The organism is Marinifilum breve (genome assembly GCF_003202155.1).
Taxonomy (GTDB): domain Bacteria; phylum Bacteroidota; class Bacteroidia; order Bacteroidales; family Marinifilaceae; genus Marinifilum; species Marinifilum breve.
This window is the reverse complement of the sequence record NZ_QFLI01000003.1, coordinates 556401-573224: the sequence shown is the minus strand read 5'-3', so window position 1 is coordinate 573224 and position 16824 is coordinate 556401. Positions and strand designations below refer to the sequence as shown.

The following is a 16824-nucleotide window of genomic DNA, read 5'->3' as shown; positions in this document are numbered from 1 at the left end:
GGATAAAGGATAAAGGATAAAGGATAAAGGCCTGACAGCGTTCAAAGAACCTGTCAGCGTCTTTTTAAAACTTGGGATTTGGATCTTGTAAATTGTAGTTTCGTTACCACTCTCCGGCTTGCTTTCCAGATATGTCCATGATATTCACTTTTAGGATCAATACCTTTTCAACAGCTCTTGGGTGATAGGAATTGTCCGATTTTCCAGCATGCTTCATAATAACATCCAAACCTTGGCTTTTCTGTTCAAAATCCTCAATGATTTCAACTTCTCCAACTCCCATTAGTGACCTGTATTTTGTAGTCCACTGACAGGATTCTGAATGCTTTATTAATTCACTTCCAAAATTTATTTGAAAGCCAACCTTGTTGTTTTGTTTGAGAAGATCAATTTTCTTACCCTCTTTTGCACAGTGAATAAACAAAGCATTATTTACGTAGCCATAATTTAAGGCTACAATGTATGGATAAGGCGAGTCGTGTATTGCCAGTCGGCAAGTATTCGATTTTTTTAGAGTTTCAATAATGAGATCTCTATCATTTATTTCTCGTTCTTTTCGTCTCATAAATGGGTGTGGTTTATTTACTCTATAAACCTACAAAATATAAATCTGATCAATTGTTATGACTTAAATGTTTTTGTACAATTTCAGAGAAGGCCTGAAAGGTAATTGGTTTCGCCAAATAATCATTGCAACCAGCATTGAGAGCTTGTCTTTTATCTTCCAACATGGCATAAGCGGTTTGAGCAATAACAGGAACTTTTTTATTCGTTTTCCTAATTTCTCTAGTAGCTTGTAGCCCATTCATAACAGGCATTTTAATGTCCATCAGGATTAAATCAATGTCTATTTTAGTGTTAATGATATCAACAGCATCCTGGCCATTTTTAGCATGAATTACACTATAGTTGAATTCACTTAATAAATCACGGATATAGATAAAGTTAGACGGTTCATCTTCTACCACCAAAATGGTTTTTCCGTTGGTATGTAAAAATAATTCTTCTGTTTTGATTTTCTTATCCACTTGCGATGAGGCAGTAGGAAGGTAAGGAAGTTCAAAATAAAAACAAGCTCCTGTTCCTTCTTCCGATTCAACCCAAATGTCACCTCCAAATAACTCTACGATTCCTCTTGCAATGGAAAGTCCTAAACCTGTTCCCGTATGCAGTTTTGATTCTTGTGTATCGGTTTGACGGAACCTTTCGAATATTAAATGGTGGAATTCTTTTGGAATGCCAATGCCTGTGTCTCGGACATGGAATAGTAACTTGTTCTTGTTTACCTGATATCCAAATTCGATTGTTCCTTTATCGGTGAATTTTATAGAATTTTCTAATAGGTTTGAAATGACTTGTGAGAGCCTGGTAATATCTGTTGAAATAAAACTTGAGTAATCATCGAGGGATTTTACAGCTTTAAGTTCTATGCCTTTTTTATTAGTAATTATTGCAAATTGTCGTTCTAAATTATCCATGATTTCGTTAAGCATAGTGATTTCATAGCTAAGTGAGAATTGATTGGATTCAATTTTCGAAATGTCAACAATATCGGAGATGATGGTAAGCAGTCTTTGTCCTCCATTATCAATCATGTTCAGATACAACTCTTTCTTCTCTTTAGGCAGATTGTCTTTTTTTAGGAATTCCGAAAATCCCAGTATGGAATTTAATGGAGTTCTGATTTCGTGAGACATATTTGCCAGGAAAGCAGATTTTAATTGCTCACTTTCTTCTGCCATTTCCTTTGCGTCTTTTAACTCCGATGTACGCTGTTCAATCTTTTGATCGAGTTCTTTGTTAAAATCGTTTAGTTTTTGATATGCTGATCGCAGCTTTTTTGATGTAATTCCAAGAATTTCCTGTTCACTTTTGTTTTGAACGTTATCAATTAAATCATCTTGATTTGTGAATATTGTACTAATTTCTTCTATGAAATTATGAATAGGTCTGGAAATACTTTTTGATAGCCAAACAGCCGTAACCAAACTAATCAATAGAATTAAGGAGATACTCGTGATTAGAATAGCAATACTTTTTTCTCCTGACTCAATGGTGTTATGATAGAATTCATCCGCTTTATTTTGTGCGAAATCGGTAAGAATTTTGGTTTTCTCGAACAAAAGATTTACATGAAAAGCACCTCGACCTCTGGTAATATCAGCAGCTCGTTCGTCGTGACCGCCTTTTTTTAGCATGATTACCTCATTTCTGATTTTTTCCCAATCGCGATAGGCGGCATAAGCATCATTTACCACCTCCTTATCACCAAGGAAACGTTCTTTTACAAGTTTAAATGAGGTATAAACCTGGCGATCGTGTTTGTTGACTAATAAAATTGATTCATATAACTCTTCTATATTTTTTGCCAAAACAACATCTTTCATAGATCGGTGAATGGCGTTAATACTAATGTTAATGTCACGAACAGAATTACTTACCGTTAAAGGGTGGCGATAGATAGACTCTGTATTTTTACTGATGGTTTTAATTTCAATGAATGCAATAATGCCAATAATGAAACTAAATAAAAGTATGGTTGAAAAGCCTAGTATTAGTCGTGTTTGAAATTTCAATCCTTTCATGTGTGGGTGGTTGATTGGTTAATTTTCCTTATAGTAGTATAGAGTGATAAGTGCAGATTGTAACCTCAATATAATCAACAAAATATAGAAAAGCAAGCTGCCCCTTATTAATCAAATGGGATACGATATTTTGATAAACATGACATGTTTAATTAAATCCATATGAGTAAATGAAAATTGAGTGTTGATTTTATTTTTGATTACTGTTTGTGTTAGAAGTATTTTTATTTAATTTTATGTATCTGATGATATTCTTAAAATTAAGAATATCATCAGATTATAGGGGCTGTGTAATTTAATTAAAGTCTATGTTTAGTTATAGAATTTACTTTAATTATTATTTGACTATGTATTCTACACTTAAATTGAATTGAAAATTATGTCTGAAGTTGTAAATTATAAGATTTCAAGTAGCATTTTAAACAAATGGCAAGATGTATTGAATCTCATTTCAAAGACGTTTAATATTACGAATTTAATTATCGCTCAGATAAAAGAATCAAATATCGAACTTTTAATAGAAAGTGATTCATGCAATGAAGAGTTAATATTAGAGCTTAAAGAATATTTAATTCAAGAAAAAAAAGTAGCAACAGATAAAGAAATTTGTTCTGAAGAATTGGTACTTAAAAATCCAGGTAAAAAAAATTACTTTGGATATCCTATTAAGTTTTCAAATGGAGATTTGTTTGGAGTTTTATGTGCAGCAAATGAGGAGGAAATGAAATTCAATGCAGCTACAAGATGCTTGTTGGCAGAATTCCGAAAGATTATCGAGTCTGATTTGAGAGTATTGTATCAGGAAGAAATGAATAAGTTCTTTTTGGAGGAGTATAAAATAGAAAATCAGAAACTTGTAGAGCAATTGTTGAGAAGTGAAATGAAGTACAAAACACTTTTTTCGACTTCAACATCAGCTATAGCTATTTTTGAAACGATTAAGAATAAATCTGGCGAATTGGTGGATTTACTCTATAAGGATATGAATCCGGCAAACGAAAAATTTATAGAAATTACAAAAGATAAAGCGATTGGTAAGACTTTGTTGGAATTGTTTCCGAATACAGAACCTGAGTGGATTGATTATTTCAATTCGGTGACTAATGATTTTAAGAATACCAATTTTTACTCTTATCATTCGGATATTGGGAAATTCATTTATGTGGATTCATTTCCGTTAAGTGAAGAGGAATTTGCGGTTTCAGCGGTAGATTTAACCGATCAGGTAAAATTAAAGGAGAAGTTAAGTGAGGTGGAGAATAGATACAAGAATATTTTTTACGGTAGTTCTTCTGTAATGATGCTTGTGTCGCCAGAAAATGGGTTGATAAAAGATGTGAACGACAGCGCTTGTGAGTTTTATGGCTATACAAAAAGAGAACTCTTAACTCTTAATATTTGGGATTTAAATATTGCAGGAAAAGTCACAGTTTGGGATAATATTGAGAAAGCCAAAACGAACTCAAAAACGATTTTTAAAGCGAAACATCGAATTGCATCGGGAGAAATTAAAGATGTTGAAATTTCATCTGGAGTTGTAATGGTTGATGGAAAAGAACTGTTACACTCTGTAATACGGGATGTAACTGAGAGAAATAAGAACTTACTTAAATTAACCAAACTATCAAATGCGGTTGAGCAAAGTCCAGCATCAATAGTAATAACAAACATAGATGGTGAGATAGAATATGTGAATCCGATATTTTGCAAAGTGACTGGATATGATATTGATGAGCTGATAGGAAAAAATTCAAGGATTTTAAAATCTGGCAAACAATCAGCTATTGTTTACAAAGATTTGTGGCAAAAGATATCATCAGGTGAAAAGTGGGAAGGAGAATTTTATAACAAGCGGAAAGATTCCAGTTATTACTGGGAGTCAGCTTCCATTTCACCTGTGTTTAACGACGAAAATAGTATAATAGGATATTTAAAAGTTGCATTAGATATTACTGAAAAAAAACAAATTGAAGCTAAACTAACACATGCCTTGCTTAAGGCAGAAGAAAATGACAGACTTAAAACTGCTTTCCTTGCTAATCTTAGCCATGAAGTTAGAACCCCACTAAATGGCTTGCTTGGATTTACCGATTTTATTGGTGATGTTAATTTAACTGATGAAGAGCGAAAAGAATATGGTTCAATAATAAAAGATTGTGGAAATCAGCTAATGAGTATCATGGATGATATATTAGATGCTTCATTGCTGGAGGCAAAGAAATTACAGATAAATGTAGAAAGCATTTATCTTGATCCATTTTTATCTGGGCTAAAGAGTCTTCATACTGTTGAGGCTGAAAAAAAGAAGTTAAGTATAAAGTTGGATTACATGTTTAACCCAAATTTTGAAATACATACTGATAAAGGCAAATTGTTGCAGGTTTTAAATAATTTGATTCGTAATGCCATTAAATTTACAGAAGAAGGGGAGGTTTTAATTGGTTGTGAAAGTCTAAAAGATAGTGTTCTTTTTTATGTGCAAGATACAGGAATTGGAATATCTCCAGAGCATCAGAAGGTTATTTTTAACCGTTTTAGACAGATCGAAAATCATCTTATTAGACAACATGGAGGAATAGGATTGGGATTATCTATTTCGAAAGGTATTGTAGAGCTATTGGGAGGTGAATTGTGGGTTGAGTCGGATGTTGGGAGAGGTTCAAAATTTAGTTTTACAATTCCTAAAAGTATTGTTAAATAAGCATATAAAGCTCGCAAAGAATACCTCTGCGAGCTTTTTATATTTTAAGGATGAAAAACTTAACGTTTCTCCAACTGCACAATATTTTCCACATGATGAGTGTGTGGGAACATGTCTACAGCTTGTACTTTGGTTACTTTGTAAGCTTCGTCCATTAGTGCTAAATCGCGAGCTTGAGTTGCCGAGTTACAGCTTACGTATACAATGCGTTTTGGTGCTGCGTGCAGAATGGTTTCTACAACATCAGCATGCATTCCTGCACGTGGCGGATCAACAATCATGGTATCAGGTTGACCATGAAGTTCGATAAATTCTTTTGTTAGTACATTTTTCATGTCGCCAGCAAAGAATTTTGTATTGTCTATTCCGTTAATTTCAGAGTTTACCTTAGCATCTTCGATGGCTTCTGGTACATATTCGATACCAATTACCTGCTTGGCTTGTTTGGCTACGAAATTAGCAATGGTTCCCGTTCCTGTGTACAAGTCGTAAACCACTTCGTCGCCTGTAAGTTCAGCAAATTCGCGTGTTTTGCAATACAATTCGTAAGCTTGATCGGAATTGGTTTGGTAGAATGATTTTGGACCAATTTTAAACTTCAAATCTTCCATTTGCTCGAAGATATGATCGCGTCCTTTAAACAATACTACTTCCTGATCGGTAATGGTATCATTCGCTTTTTCGTTGATCACATACATTAAAGATGTGATTTCAGGGAATTTTTCAACCAAATGATTCAATAGTGCTTCTCTCTTTTCCACATCTTCGTGGTAGAAAGTAACAATTACCATATTCTCACCTGTAGATGCAGTTCTGATAATTAATGTTCTTAAAAACCCTTCATGGTTACGAATGTCGAAAAAGCTAAGATCGTTGGCAAAAGCGAAATCTTTAATCGCCAAGCGAATGGCATTCGATGGTTCGGGTTGTAGGTGACATTTGTTGATGTCAACAATTTTATCGAATAATCGAGGAACGTGGAAACCTACAGCTGGTGTACGATTTAAATCTTCGCCACTGGCAATTTCTTCGTTGGTTAAATATCTCTTGCTAGAGAAGGTATACTCCAATTTGTTACGATAGAATTCAGTTTTAGCTGATGCTAAAATGTCATTCACTTCAGGTAATTCAACTTTACCAATTCTTTCCAAATTGTCGATTACCTCTTGTTGCTTGAACTTTAATTGTTCTTCGTATGGCAGGTTTTGCCACTTACATCCACCACAAACACCAAAGTGCTCACAAAAGGCATCTTTTTTTAATGGAGAATGTTCGTGAAAGAAAACAGGATTACCTTCCATATAACTTTTGCGTTTTTTGGTAACCTGTACATCCACTACATCGCCAGGAATTACGTTTGTTACAAACAATACTTTTTCATCCACTTTTGCGATGGCCTTTCCTTCGGCGGCTAACTTCTCAATTTTAATGTTTTGCAGAAGGGGTTTTCTGTTTCTTCTTCTTCCCACTTGTCGTATATTTTTAATTTGGGCACAAAGATATAAAAAGTCGAATAGTCGAAAAGCCGAATAGTCAAAAAGTCAAAAAGTTGAATGGTCAAAAAGTCGTATTACATTTCCTGATACTCTATCTAAATACTTCTTACTTTAATTTGTTATCTTTAGCAAGTATTCCAAAGCCACAAATCTTATTTATAATTTAACTATGAACAAGCTACTTGCTGTTATCAGTTTGTTGTTGTTGGTGTCGTGCGGTACGCAACAGTCAACTAAAGTGCCATGTTTTGCATGGCTTGGTGGTCCGGGCGAAGCAAGCGATGCCCAAATTTTACAAAAATTTACTGATTTAAAGGAAAAAGGTATTGATGGTTTGATGTATAACGGAGGTCATGATCCTGCGGTATATCAACGTGTGGGGAAGATTGCCAAAGAGGTGGGGCTGGAATTTCATACTTGGATACCAACAATGGTTCAAGGCAGAGATAAAAATATTCCCAAAGAATTGTATGCCGTAAATGGAAACGGAGAATCAGCCTACGATAAACCGGCCTATGTCGATCATTATACTTTCTTGTGTCCGAATAAGGAGGAGGTATATAAATATCTTTCAAACTTATATGTAACTATTGCTCGATTGCCAGAGGTTGATGGTGTGCATTTGGATTATATTCGTTTCCCTGATGTAATTCTTGCAAAAGGATTGTGGGATAAGTACGGATTGGTAATGGATAAGGAATATCCTGATTTTGATTATTGCTATTGCGATAAGTGTAAGGCTGATTTTAAGGAAAAAACAGGTGTCGAAATAACCGATCAGGCTAAGGCAAGAGAATTGCAAGAGTGGAAAAAGTTTCGTCAGGATTTGATAACAAAAATCGTTAATCGATTGGTTGAAGATGTTCATGCTCAAGGTAAAGATATTACAGCGGCAGTATTTCCTGGACCATATTCACATGCAGTAAAAATGGTTCGTCAGGAATGGAATCAATGGAATTTGGATGCTTTTTTGCCAATGAATTATAATGATTTCTATTTGGAGGGAACTGAGTGGATTGGTAAAATGTGTAAGGAGTCTGTTGAAAGTTTAAATGGAGAACGTTCTGTTTATAGTGGTTTGTTTATTTGTCCAAATCCAGGTTCAAAAACAAAAGAAGCAGATCCTGAGAATCATGGATTACTGCCAGATGAGATTGGAGAAGCCATTCGTGAATCGATGGTGAATGGTGCAACAGGAATTTGTTTGTTTACATCTGATAGGATGACTAACGAACATTGGATAGAATTCGAAAAGGCGATTTTTAAAGATTATTCGAAAGAGAAATAAAAAGGTTCTATTTGGAAGATAGTGGGTTACTAAATCAATTATTAATTGAAAACATTATCCTATGATTCTTTAACTTTACTTTGCTCAAGCCGCATGGCTCTTACTTTTTGCATTGATCAAAAAGTAAGCAAAAAATCTAGGGCGCGTAAGCACAAACTACCTTCTACTTGAAAATATTAAGTTCGGCGGGGTGATCATCGAACAAGTTCTCAGCTTCCCCGTCTCTCTAAATATTTTCTGCGGATAAGAAGCTTGTCCTTCCAATGCCCATCAATTCAGCTCGAACAAAGTAGAAATGATTCTTTAATTTATAAGCTAGATAATTTTATAAACTACCATTATAAATTATACAGAGCCAATAAAAAGTAAAGGAGAACAATTTAAAGTTCTCCTTTTTTATGATGCTTTTTTGTGTGTTAGCTTTGATAAAACTTGATGGATTTGTAATTTCCTCTTGTGTTGACATTTTGAATTGATCCAATCTAAAGCAGTCTTTTCAGAATTAAAAACTTTAATGGCAATACCTAAATGTTTTACTCCTTCGAAAAGTAGCATGGTTTGTACTACCTGAGAAGGAGTATCAGCTAAAACGGCAATTTTTTTGGCATTAACATGTATCTTCTCTTTCAGAAAAAAGTTAGTATAAAGCTTATTGTCTTCAATAGATGCTATTAGGTTAAGATCTTTAATATCTATAAGAATATCAACAGGCGAATCAAGTTTCAAGTTTTCGAACATGGATTTAAATTCGGAAACTAAGATTTCTGGATCTACTTTCTTAGCATTACAAGCAATAACCAATTGCTTTTCTTTTTTCAAATATGAATATCTAATATTGCTCATTACCTTCCCCCTCTAGTAACACATTTACCCTCTTATAGAGTTCATTGATGAAAAATAGTTCGCAAATGTAATTCTTTTGCAAAACTCTCAAAATGACCTTGCTTATGATTAAGGATAAAATACTAAGTTTGCAACATTAAATAAACAACAACAAAATACAGCAAACACAATATTTAAGCATGAATCACCTGTTTATACCCAACAACGGAAAAGTTGACATGAATGACGTTGTTTTTGACGAACAACTTTTTTCGCAGATTTCTCAGTTTTTAAGAGAATATGAACATGTTGAAATTCTTACAAAGTATGGATTGCCGGTTGTCAATAAGATATTGCTATACGGAAAATCGGGATGTGGTAAAACCATGACAGCAAAGGCAATTGCCAATAAATTGAATAAGAAAATCAAAACAATAAACCTGGGGAATATTATTTCTTCAAAATTAGGAGAGACCTCGAGAAATATTGCATCGGCTTTTAAAATGATTGAAACGCAAGAGGCGGTTTTGTTTTTCGATGAGTTTGATTCTTTGGGAAAGGAACGAAACTATGACAACACGGATAGTAGCGAGATGAAACGTGTTGTGAATGGTATGATTCAAATGATGGATCACTTGCCAAAGAATTCTGTAATGATTGCAGCAACCAATCAAATTGATATGATTGATGAGGCTTTGATTCGCAGATTCGAATTGAAAATGGAGTTTCAAAATCCTAAAAGACAAGATCTTGATCGATTGTATGACAAACTATTGGCTCGTTTCCCTGAAGAGTATGCTAAAGTAATTCGTGTTTATGATATTTCTTTTGCTGAAGCTGAAAATATCGTAATGACTGAAGTAAAGGAGAATATCATTCAGTCTGAAATGTTGAAAAAAGCAGTGATCAGTGAAAAGATATCTGTGAACAGTGAGCAGTTATCGAATTAGAATTTCTGAAGAGCAATTAATAATTATTCATTACTAATTGCTCATTCTTCATTATTTTTGTCGCCACATCTTAAAAAAGGAATTAATATGATCTCTATAAATAATCTTACAGTTGAATTTGGTGGTTTTACTCTTTTCAAAGAGGTAAGTTTTCTTGTGAATTCGCGAGACAGAATTGGTCTTGTTGGAAAAAATGGAGCGGGAAAATCAACTTTGCTTAAGATTTTTGCGGGATTACAGGGAGCTACAAAGGGGAATGTTTCTATTCCTTCTGAGATTAAGATTGGTTACCTGCCACAGCAAATGAACCATTTTGATGGCAGAACAGTAATGGAGGAAGCACTTACTGCTTTCGAAGAGGTATTGGGTCTTGAAAAAGAGATCGCAAAAATTAATGCTGAAATCGCAGAGCGTACCGATTATGAATCGGAAGATTATATGAAGCTGATTAATCGATTAAGCGATAAAAACGACCGTTACCACATGATGGGTGGTGAAAATGTTGATGCTGAAGCTGAGAAAACCCTATTGGGACTTGGTTTCTTGCGTAGCGATTTCACTCGTCAGACCAACGAATTTAGTGGTGGTTGGAGAATGCGTATCGAATTGGCTAAAATTCTTTTGCGCCGTCCGGATGTTTTTCTTTTGGATGAGCCTACAAACCACTTGGATATTGAGTCAATTCAGTGGTTAGAGGATTTCTTAAAAGTGTATCCTGGTGCCGTTGTATTGGTATCGCACGACCGTGCATTTTTGGATAATATCACCAACAGAACTGTTGAGATTTCGGTTGGGAAAATATACGATTACAAAGTTCCATATTCGGAGTATGTTGTTTTGCATGCCGAGCGCAGAGAACAGCAGATGAAAGCCTATATCAATCAGCAAAAAATGATTAAGGATACCGAGGATTTTATTGAAAGATTCAGGTATAAGGCTACAAAGGCAGTTCAGGTTCAGTCTAGAATTAAGCAACTCGAAAAGCTTGATAGAATTGAGGTGGATGAGGAAGATATGTCTAAACTAAATCTGAAATTCCCACCAGCTCCACGTTCTGGTGATTTGGTTTGCGAAGCCAAAAACTTGAGTAAAGCCTATGGCGATCATTTGGTGCTTAGCGAACTGGAGTTTGTAATTGAAAGAGGAGAGAAGCTTGCTTTTGTAGGAAAGAATGGGGAAGGAAAATCAACTCTTGTAAAAGTCTTAATGGGCGAGTTAGAATACTCTGGTATTTGTAAGCTTGGGCATAATGTTAAAATTGGATATTTTGCTCAGAACCAAGCTCAACTTTTAGATGAAAATAAAACGGTTTTTGATACCATTGATGATGTTGCCGTTGGCGATGTGAGAACCAAAATCAGAGATATTCTTGGTGCGTTTATGTTTCGAGGTGAGGAGGTTGATAAGAAAGTAAAGGTACTGTCAGGAGGAGAAAGATCTCGATTGGCGATGATTCGCTTGCTTTTGGAACCTGTGAATTTATTGGTGCTCGATGAGCCTACCAACCATTTGGATATGAAATCGAAGGATGTGCTAAAAGAGGCATTGTCACAGTTCGAAGGAACGGTAATTGTTGTTTCTCACGACCGTGAATTTTTGGATGGTTTGGCTTCGAAAGTTTATGAGTTTGGCAATAAAAAAATTAAAGAACACTTGGGAGGTATTTATGACTTCTTAAGGGCTAAACGCATGGAAACTCTTCAAGAGTTGGAAGTGAAAAAAGCAATTGTTCAAGAGAAAGTTGAAGAAGCTCCATCTGAGAATAAGCTGAATTACCTTGAGCGAAAAGAGCTAAGCAAGAAGATCACCAAAATGGAACGAAATGTGGCTAAGGCTGAGGAAAACATAGCCAAGTTTGAGGAACAAATTGCTGAAATGGAAGACTTGCTTTCTAATCCTGAGAAAATGCAAGATCAATCTCTTTTTACCAAATATGAGGATGCCAAGAAAGATCTTGAAAATGAGATGATGTCCTGGGAAGAATTCAATGAGCAATTAGAGGAATTGATTGCTGAGAGAGGGGAGTAGTTTAAGTATAAAGTATAAAGTATAAAGTATAAAGTTGCGAGAGTTGTTCATTAAAATAGTTTGACTACAGGAGGTCATAAAAGATATTCTTGTATTTCGTGGACCTTTGTGAAAAACCTTTGTGTGTCTTTGTGGTTAATTTTTTTGTGTGAAACTCATTCTTCTTATCTTAGAAAGAAAAAATGCAAACCACACATGCTGCCCCAACTGCGCTAAAAGAAAGAATTCATTCGCTCGATATTTTGCGAGGCTTCGCACTATTAGGAATTCTATTTATTAATATTCAGCTTTTTGCATTGCCAAACGCATCATTTGCCAACCCTTTGGTGTTGGGAGAAATGAGTGAATTGGAAAGTTTTTCTTATTGGCTGGTTCATGTTTTTGCCGAGTTAAAATTCATGAGTATTTTCTCCATTCTGTTTGGAGCTGGAATCCTATTGTTTGTGAATCGATTGGCCGAAAAGGGTATTGATGGATCAAAAATTCATATCAGAAGAATGATGTGGCTTCTTCTTTTTGGAATGATTCACGCTTATTTAATTTGGTTTGGCGATATTCTGGTTGCCTATTCAATTATTGGTTTAATTGTAGTGCTGCTCCGTAAAATGAAGGATGTATGGAAGTTAGTTCTTGCTGTATTTCTTTACATGGTTCCTATGCTTTTCTTTTATGCTATTGGAAGTATGTTTGATACCATGCCTGAAAAAATGATGGAAGAGTCAATGGCTGAATTTTTACCTTCGGCAGAGTTATTATCATCAGAAATTGATCTGTATCAACATGGCTCATGGTTTGATATCTTTGTGAAAAGGGTTCAGTTAAACATGAATTATCAGGTAGGTGGATTCTTTATGCTTTCGGTATGGCGGACAACAGGCATGATGTTGCTCGGGATGGTACTTCTAAATCAAGGAATCTTATCGGCAAAAAAATCCAAACTGTTTTATGCAGTAATGGCTGTTTTAGGGATAGGAATAGGTGGATTTATTTCCAATTATGGAGTTCAGGAAATGGCTCAAAACAGATGGGAAGTAGTACATTATTTCAAATATGGATATCAGTACAATTATTTTTCCAGCATTTTTACTTCTCTAGGCTACATTGGCTTAATCATTTTGGTATATCAATTAAATCTGTTGAAATTTTTAACGAAAGCTTTCGAAGCAGTTGGTCGATTGGCTTTTACAAACTACCTTTGCCAATCCGTAATTTGTTCCATCATTTTTTACAGTTACGGATTTGGATTGTTCGGTGAGTTCAGCAGGTTTGAGTTGCTATTTTGGATGCTTGGCATCTGGATTTTTCAAATGACTTCATCTTATATATGGTTGAAGTATTACAGGATGGGACCATTGGAATGGTTGTGGCGCTACCTAACCTATAAGGAAAAACCGCAACTGACATTAAATGTAAAATCAAGCAATTAGATAAATGGCTAAACAGAAACAGGAAATGTTGTTCGGTATTAGAGCAACAATGGAAGCGATTAGAAGTGGTAAAGAAATTGAAAAAGTATTAATTCGTAAAGGATTAACTGGTCGTTTGTATCAGGATTTATTTGATTTAATTCGTGATGAATCAATCGAGTATCAGTTTGTTCCTGCTGAGAAGATTAATTCACTAAACCAGAAAAACAACCAAGGTGTTGTTACCTTAATTGCACCTATTGCTTACCAGGAAGTTGAAGATGTTGTGCCACAAATTATGGCTGAAGGTAGAACTCCTTTAATCTTGATTTTGGATCAGATTACCGATGTTAGAAACTTTGGTGCAATTGCTCGTTCTGCAGAGTGTGCTGGGGTTGATGCGATTATTATCCCATTTAAGAATTCGGCTAAAATTACTCCTGATTCAATTAAAACTTCAGCTGGAGCATTGTATCAAATTCCGGTTTGTCGTGTACAGAACCTAAAAACTCTTGTACGTAACTTGAAAAAGGAAGGAATCCGTATCGTAGCTTCGACCGAGAAGGCTGAGAAGTTTTATACAGAAGCTGATTTAACTTTGGCAACAGCAATTATCATGGGGTCGGAAGATACAGGTATCGATGAGGCATTACTTCGCCTGGCTGATGAAAAGGTAAAAGTGCCAATTCTTGGGCAGATTGAATCACTGAATGTATCGGTTGCGGCATCATTAATGGTTTACGAGGCTGTAAGACAAAGAAAATAGAACTAAATATTCGATAATATATTAAGGTGTAAGAACATTGTTTTTACACCTTTTTTTTGAATTTGTAAGTTGTTGATAATTAGATGGTATTTTTGTCTCTCCAAAATGTCTAAAGGTTTTGGCATAAACGTATAGACGATTCTTTAAAAACCTTTAGACGTTTTAAATAGAACGTATAGACGTTTTCCTCAGAAGATATTTATAATATATAGAACTCACGATGTTTATATTAATGGAAAAGAGAATTATCAGATTATATATTTTAAGCAGAAATAAACTTTCTGCTTTTTTTTATGTCTAAATTTGAATAATCATTCACCCTAAAGACCTATTTGGACGTCAAACTAATAGGAGACAATAAAAGAAATTGATTATGAAAGTAATATTTACAAGCATTTTGGCTTTATTTTCTGTTTTGCTGTATGCACAAGATTTTGACAGCGAATTAAATAAAGCAAATAGTAAGTTTTTCGAAAAGAACTATCAAGAGGCTTTAGCCGATTATCAGAAATTGGTGGATAGTGGTATTGGTGACGAAATGCAAAGATCATGGGCCTTTGGGTATATTGGGGTTTGTCAGGAAGAATTAGGAAATATAGAGGAGGCAAAAAAGAATTACCGTAAAGCCATGGAAATGGGAACGCCAGGACCAAGTTTTTACTCAAAATGTTTAGCCATTTATAAATCAGAGAAAGATGTAGGTGGGCAGGAATTTGTTCTGTTGGCTAAAAAGAAAAACATGCCTCATGAGTACAGAAAGGCCGTTAAAAGCTTGGCTTATCTGTATATGAATTCTAAACAGTTTGAGAAACTTCTGCCTGTTTGTGATGAATTGATTGAGTGGTATCCAACCAATCACAAGTATCATTACTTTAAAGCGGTTTCGTATCAGAAACTAAAAGATATAGAAAGTGCTAAAGCTGAATATCGCAAAGCAATTGAATTAAAACCAGATGATGCCAACTCAAATATGAACTTGGGTATGATTCTATTTTTAAAGGTGAATGCAGAATTTGATAAGGCAATAAAATCATATGAATCAATAGCAAAACCTACTGATGATGATTACCAAAAATGCAAACAGAAGCTGATTAAATACAGAAAAAAAATGCGCGAGGTAGAACCAATGCTTCTTGTTGCATACAAGGCGAAACCAAGCAAGAACGTGAAGAATGCTCTTTACAATTTGTACAAAAAATGCCAGGAATATAATACTGCTAAGCAGTATCAATAAATAAAGATTTTTAACTCAACGATCATTTGTTAAGGCGTAGGAATTTTATTTCTGCGCCTTTTCGTTTTTTGGAATCCAACCAGGAAGATCTGCAGATTTTGGTTTCCTTCCATAAAAGAAATCATCCAAGTGAACGGCCAGAATTCTGAATAGAGCAGATTTTTTAATTCCCAAGCGAATGAAATTGTGCAGTAAATTATTGGGATGAGAGTAAGGACAACAAGCCATGCAACGGCCGCAATCGGTGCCAGCTTTGCACCAATAGGTAAAGCAGGATTCCGAATTAATTTGCCACCTTTTAATTCCATTTACAAGTTTTGGATCATCAAATGATATGGATTTACTCGGACAAACCTCTGCACATTTCTTACATTGCAAACAGAAATCAAGCATCGCATTGTCCTTTGTTCTCTTATCAGTATCCAGTTTAAATTCTGTGGTAACCACTCCCAATCTTACTCGTGGACCTTCTTTAGGAGTCATTAGTAAACCCATTCTGCCTATTTCACCCAGACCTGCATCTCGAGCAACCAAAGGGCAAACAATTTGGTAATTCCCATCGATATGAGCTCTGGCAGAAAATCCCAGGCTTCTTACGAATTGTGCCAATTGAACTGCAATTCGTCCAGCTTCTAAATATTGTTGTGCCGATTCCATTACAATGGAGGATTGTGGAGCAGCAGCAACCATCTCCTGGTTCATTTCAACAGTAAAGGCAATGGCATGTGAATGATTACTCTTAATAGGATCTCCATATTCATTGCCTCTTCCTTTATGAGAATAAAAATGATAATCTTTCAATTCAGTAATTCCTACTTTTAAAGCCCCTAGTTTTCGGCTCCAATCCTTTATAAACTTACTTAATTCGCTTTTTGATATACTGGATTTTGTGGGATTGATATCACCATCTACAGCTTGATGAAATTGATCAACCGTATAAAAGCTGGCATTGGCAGCCTTGTATGCCAGTTCATTAAAGAAAATGGATTTCTCTGCAGTTAATCCGGGTTCTTTTCTAAACTCATTATCCAGTTTTAATTTGTCTGGATTTTTAGAATAATATTCATCGTATCTTTCAGTGTTTTCTTTCAGTTCATTGCGTGAAAACATGATATCTCTTTCATCAATTTGTGTTTGAGGAAAATCATCGGTGATGTTTTTCTTATTGCCAAAAGGAATAAAAAACAGAATTCCAGTAATCAAAAGATCGGCTGTAAGGATGAGAGCTACAACTTCCCAGTTGTAATGCCATGTAATCAGGTAAATAGGTGGGAGTAGTAAAGCAAGTAAGAGAGCTCTGAATCCAGCTCTTCTCTCCTTTTCCTGATAAAAAACAATGCATGCGTAAAGTAAACCTGCAAACAGAATAATTGAAAAAATCAGACAGGTAAGAAGTGATATTTGGTAAATTGGGTTCATTTGATTAGGCTTAGAGCAGAAAGATAAAGGATTTTTTTAGGGAATCCATTTAGCTGATCTAATTTGGATTCTTTCTCTGCACTTGAATCTTAAAATGATCAATTGTACACTTATGCATTTTAAATCACA

Annotated in this window: 12 protein-coding genes; 7 read left to right on the top strand and 5 right to left on the bottom strand. The window is 35.0% G+C overall.

Going from position 1 to position 16824, the window contains the following annotated elements; genetic code table 11:
* Window positions 1-103: 103 nt before the first annotated feature.
* Together DF185_RS09955 and DF185_RS09950 are read right to left on the bottom strand one after the other, a co-directional pair.
* Window positions 104-565, bottom strand: coding sequence for a pyridoxamine 5'-phosphate oxidase family protein (locus DF185_RS09955; protein WP_110360587.1), 462 nt, complete (start codon window positions 563-565; stop codon window positions 104-106).
* Between the two features lie 49 nt (window positions 566-614).
* A complete protein-coding gene (locus DF185_RS09950) occupies window positions 615-2585 on the bottom strand; it encodes an ATP-binding protein (protein WP_110360586.1) in 1971 nt (656 codons plus the stop codon).
* Window positions 2586-2964: 379 nt separating this feature from the next.
* Here DF185_RS09950 and DF185_RS09945 point away from each other — a divergent pair, with 379 nt between their 5' ends.
* On the top strand, window positions 2965-5286 hold the full coding sequence (locus DF185_RS09945) for a PAS domain S-box protein (RefSeq protein WP_110360585.1): 2322 nt from the start codon (window positions 2965-2967) through the stop codon (window positions 5284-5286).
* A 59-nt stretch (window positions 5287-5345) separates the two neighbouring features.
* On the opposite strand, the gene rlmD is transcribed toward DF185_RS09945, so the two are convergent.
* Window positions 5346-6755, bottom strand: coding sequence for a 23S rRNA (uracil(1939)-C(5))-methyltransferase RlmD (rlmD, locus tag DF185_RS09940; RefSeq protein ID WP_110360584.1), 1410 nt, complete (start codon window positions 6753-6755; stop codon window positions 5346-5348).
* A 196-nt stretch (window positions 6756-6951) separates the two neighbouring features.
* Here rlmD and DF185_RS09935 point away from each other — a divergent pair, with 196 nt between their 5' ends.
* Window positions 6952-8070 (top strand): glycoside hydrolase family protein, encoded by a 1119-nt coding sequence (locus DF185_RS09935; RefSeq protein WP_110360583.1) that lies wholly within the window; start codon window positions 6952-6954, stop codon window positions 8068-8070.
* Between the two features lie 396 nt (window positions 8071-8466).
* Here DF185_RS09935 and DF185_RS09930 read toward each other — a convergent pair whose 3' ends face one another.
* On the bottom strand, window positions 8467-8913 hold the full coding sequence (locus tag DF185_RS09930) for an STAS/SEC14 domain-containing protein (RefSeq protein ID WP_110360582.1): 447 nt from the start codon (window positions 8911-8913) through the stop codon (window positions 8467-8469).
* 179 nt (window positions 8914-9092) lie between these two features.
* Between DF185_RS09930 and DF185_RS09925 the strand changes: the two genes are divergently transcribed.
* From DF185_RS09925 to DF185_RS09905, 5 genes are all read left to right on the top strand, one after another.
* Window positions 9093-9842: an AAA family ATPase gene (locus tag DF185_RS09925; RefSeq protein WP_110360581.1), complete on the top strand. Its 750-nt coding sequence runs from the start codon at window positions 9093-9095 to the stop codon at window positions 9840-9842.
* Window positions 9843-9929: 87 nt separating this feature from the next.
* Entirely contained in the window at window positions 9930-11870 is a 1941-nt protein-coding gene (locus DF185_RS09920; RefSeq protein WP_110360580.1) for an ABC-F family ATP-binding cassette domain-containing protein, read from the top strand.
* Window positions 11871-12052: 182 nt separating this feature from the next.
* Window positions 12053-13297: a DUF418 domain-containing protein gene (locus DF185_RS09915; protein ID WP_110360579.1), complete on the top strand. Its 1245-nt coding sequence runs from the start codon at window positions 12053-12055 to the stop codon at window positions 13295-13297.
* A gap of 4 nt (window positions 13298-13301) precedes the next feature.
* Complete coding sequence (gene rlmB, locus DF185_RS09910; protein WP_110360578.1) at window positions 13302-14042, top strand: 23S rRNA (guanosine(2251)-2'-O)-methyltransferase RlmB; 741 nt, start codon at window positions 13302-13304, stop codon at window positions 14040-14042.
* Between the two features lie 373 nt (window positions 14043-14415).
* The gene (locus DF185_RS09905; RefSeq protein ID WP_110360577.1) at window positions 14416-15276 is read left to right on the top strand and encodes a tetratricopeptide repeat protein; all 861 of its coding nucleotides are present in this window, start codon (window positions 14416-14418) and stop codon (window positions 15274-15276) included.
* A gap of 45 nt (window positions 15277-15321) precedes the next feature.
* Here the strand turns inward: DF185_RS09905 and DF185_RS09900 are convergent, their stop codons facing one another.
* Window positions 15322-16695: a 4Fe-4S dicluster domain-containing protein gene (locus DF185_RS09900; protein WP_110360576.1), complete on the bottom strand. Its 1374-nt coding sequence runs from the start codon at window positions 16693-16695 to the stop codon at window positions 15322-15324.
* Between the last annotated feature and the right edge of the window lie 129 nt (window positions 16696-16824).

What these genes read in the sequence shown, in the direction of transcription:
- DF185_RS09930 (WP_110360582.1), bottom strand. Translation starts at nt 8,913, where the DNA reads ATGAGCAATATTAGATATTCATATTTGAAAAAAGAAAAGCAATTGGTT.
- DF185_RS09955 (WP_110360587.1), bottom strand. Translation starts at nt 565, where the DNA reads ATGAGACGAAAAGAACGAGAAATAAATGATAGAGATCTCATTATTGAA.
- DF185_RS09920 (WP_110360580.1), top strand. Translation starts at nt 9,930, where the DNA reads ATGATCTCTATAAATAATCTTACAGTTGAATTTGGTGGTTTTACTCTT.
- rlmB (WP_110360578.1), top strand. Translation starts at nt 13,302, where the DNA reads ATGGCTAAACAGAAACAGGAAATGTTGTTCGGTATTAGAGCAACAATG.
- DF185_RS09900 (WP_110360576.1), bottom strand. Translation starts at nt 16,695, where the DNA reads ATGAACCCAATTTACCAAATATCACTTCTTACCTGTCTGATTTTTTCA.
- DF185_RS09925 (WP_110360581.1), top strand. Translation starts at nt 9,093, where the DNA reads ATGAATCACCTGTTTATACCCAACAACGGAAAAGTTGACATGAATGAC.
- DF185_RS09945 (WP_110360585.1), top strand. Translation starts at nt 2,965, where the DNA reads ATGTCTGAAGTTGTAAATTATAAGATTTCAAGTAGCATTTTAAACAAA.
- DF185_RS09950 (WP_110360586.1), bottom strand. Translation starts at nt 2,585, where the DNA reads ATGAAAGGATTGAAATTTCAAACACGACTAATACTAGGCTTTTCAACC.
- DF185_RS09935 (WP_110360583.1), top strand. Translation starts at nt 6,952, where the DNA reads ATGAACAAGCTACTTGCTGTTATCAGTTTGTTGTTGTTGGTGTCGTGC.
- DF185_RS09905 (WP_110360577.1), top strand. Translation starts at nt 14,416, where the DNA reads ATGAAAGTAATATTTACAAGCATTTTGGCTTTATTTTCTGTTTTGCTG.
- DF185_RS09915 (WP_110360579.1), top strand. Translation starts at nt 12,053, where the DNA reads ATGCAAACCACACATGCTGCCCCAACTGCGCTAAAAGAAAGAATTCAT.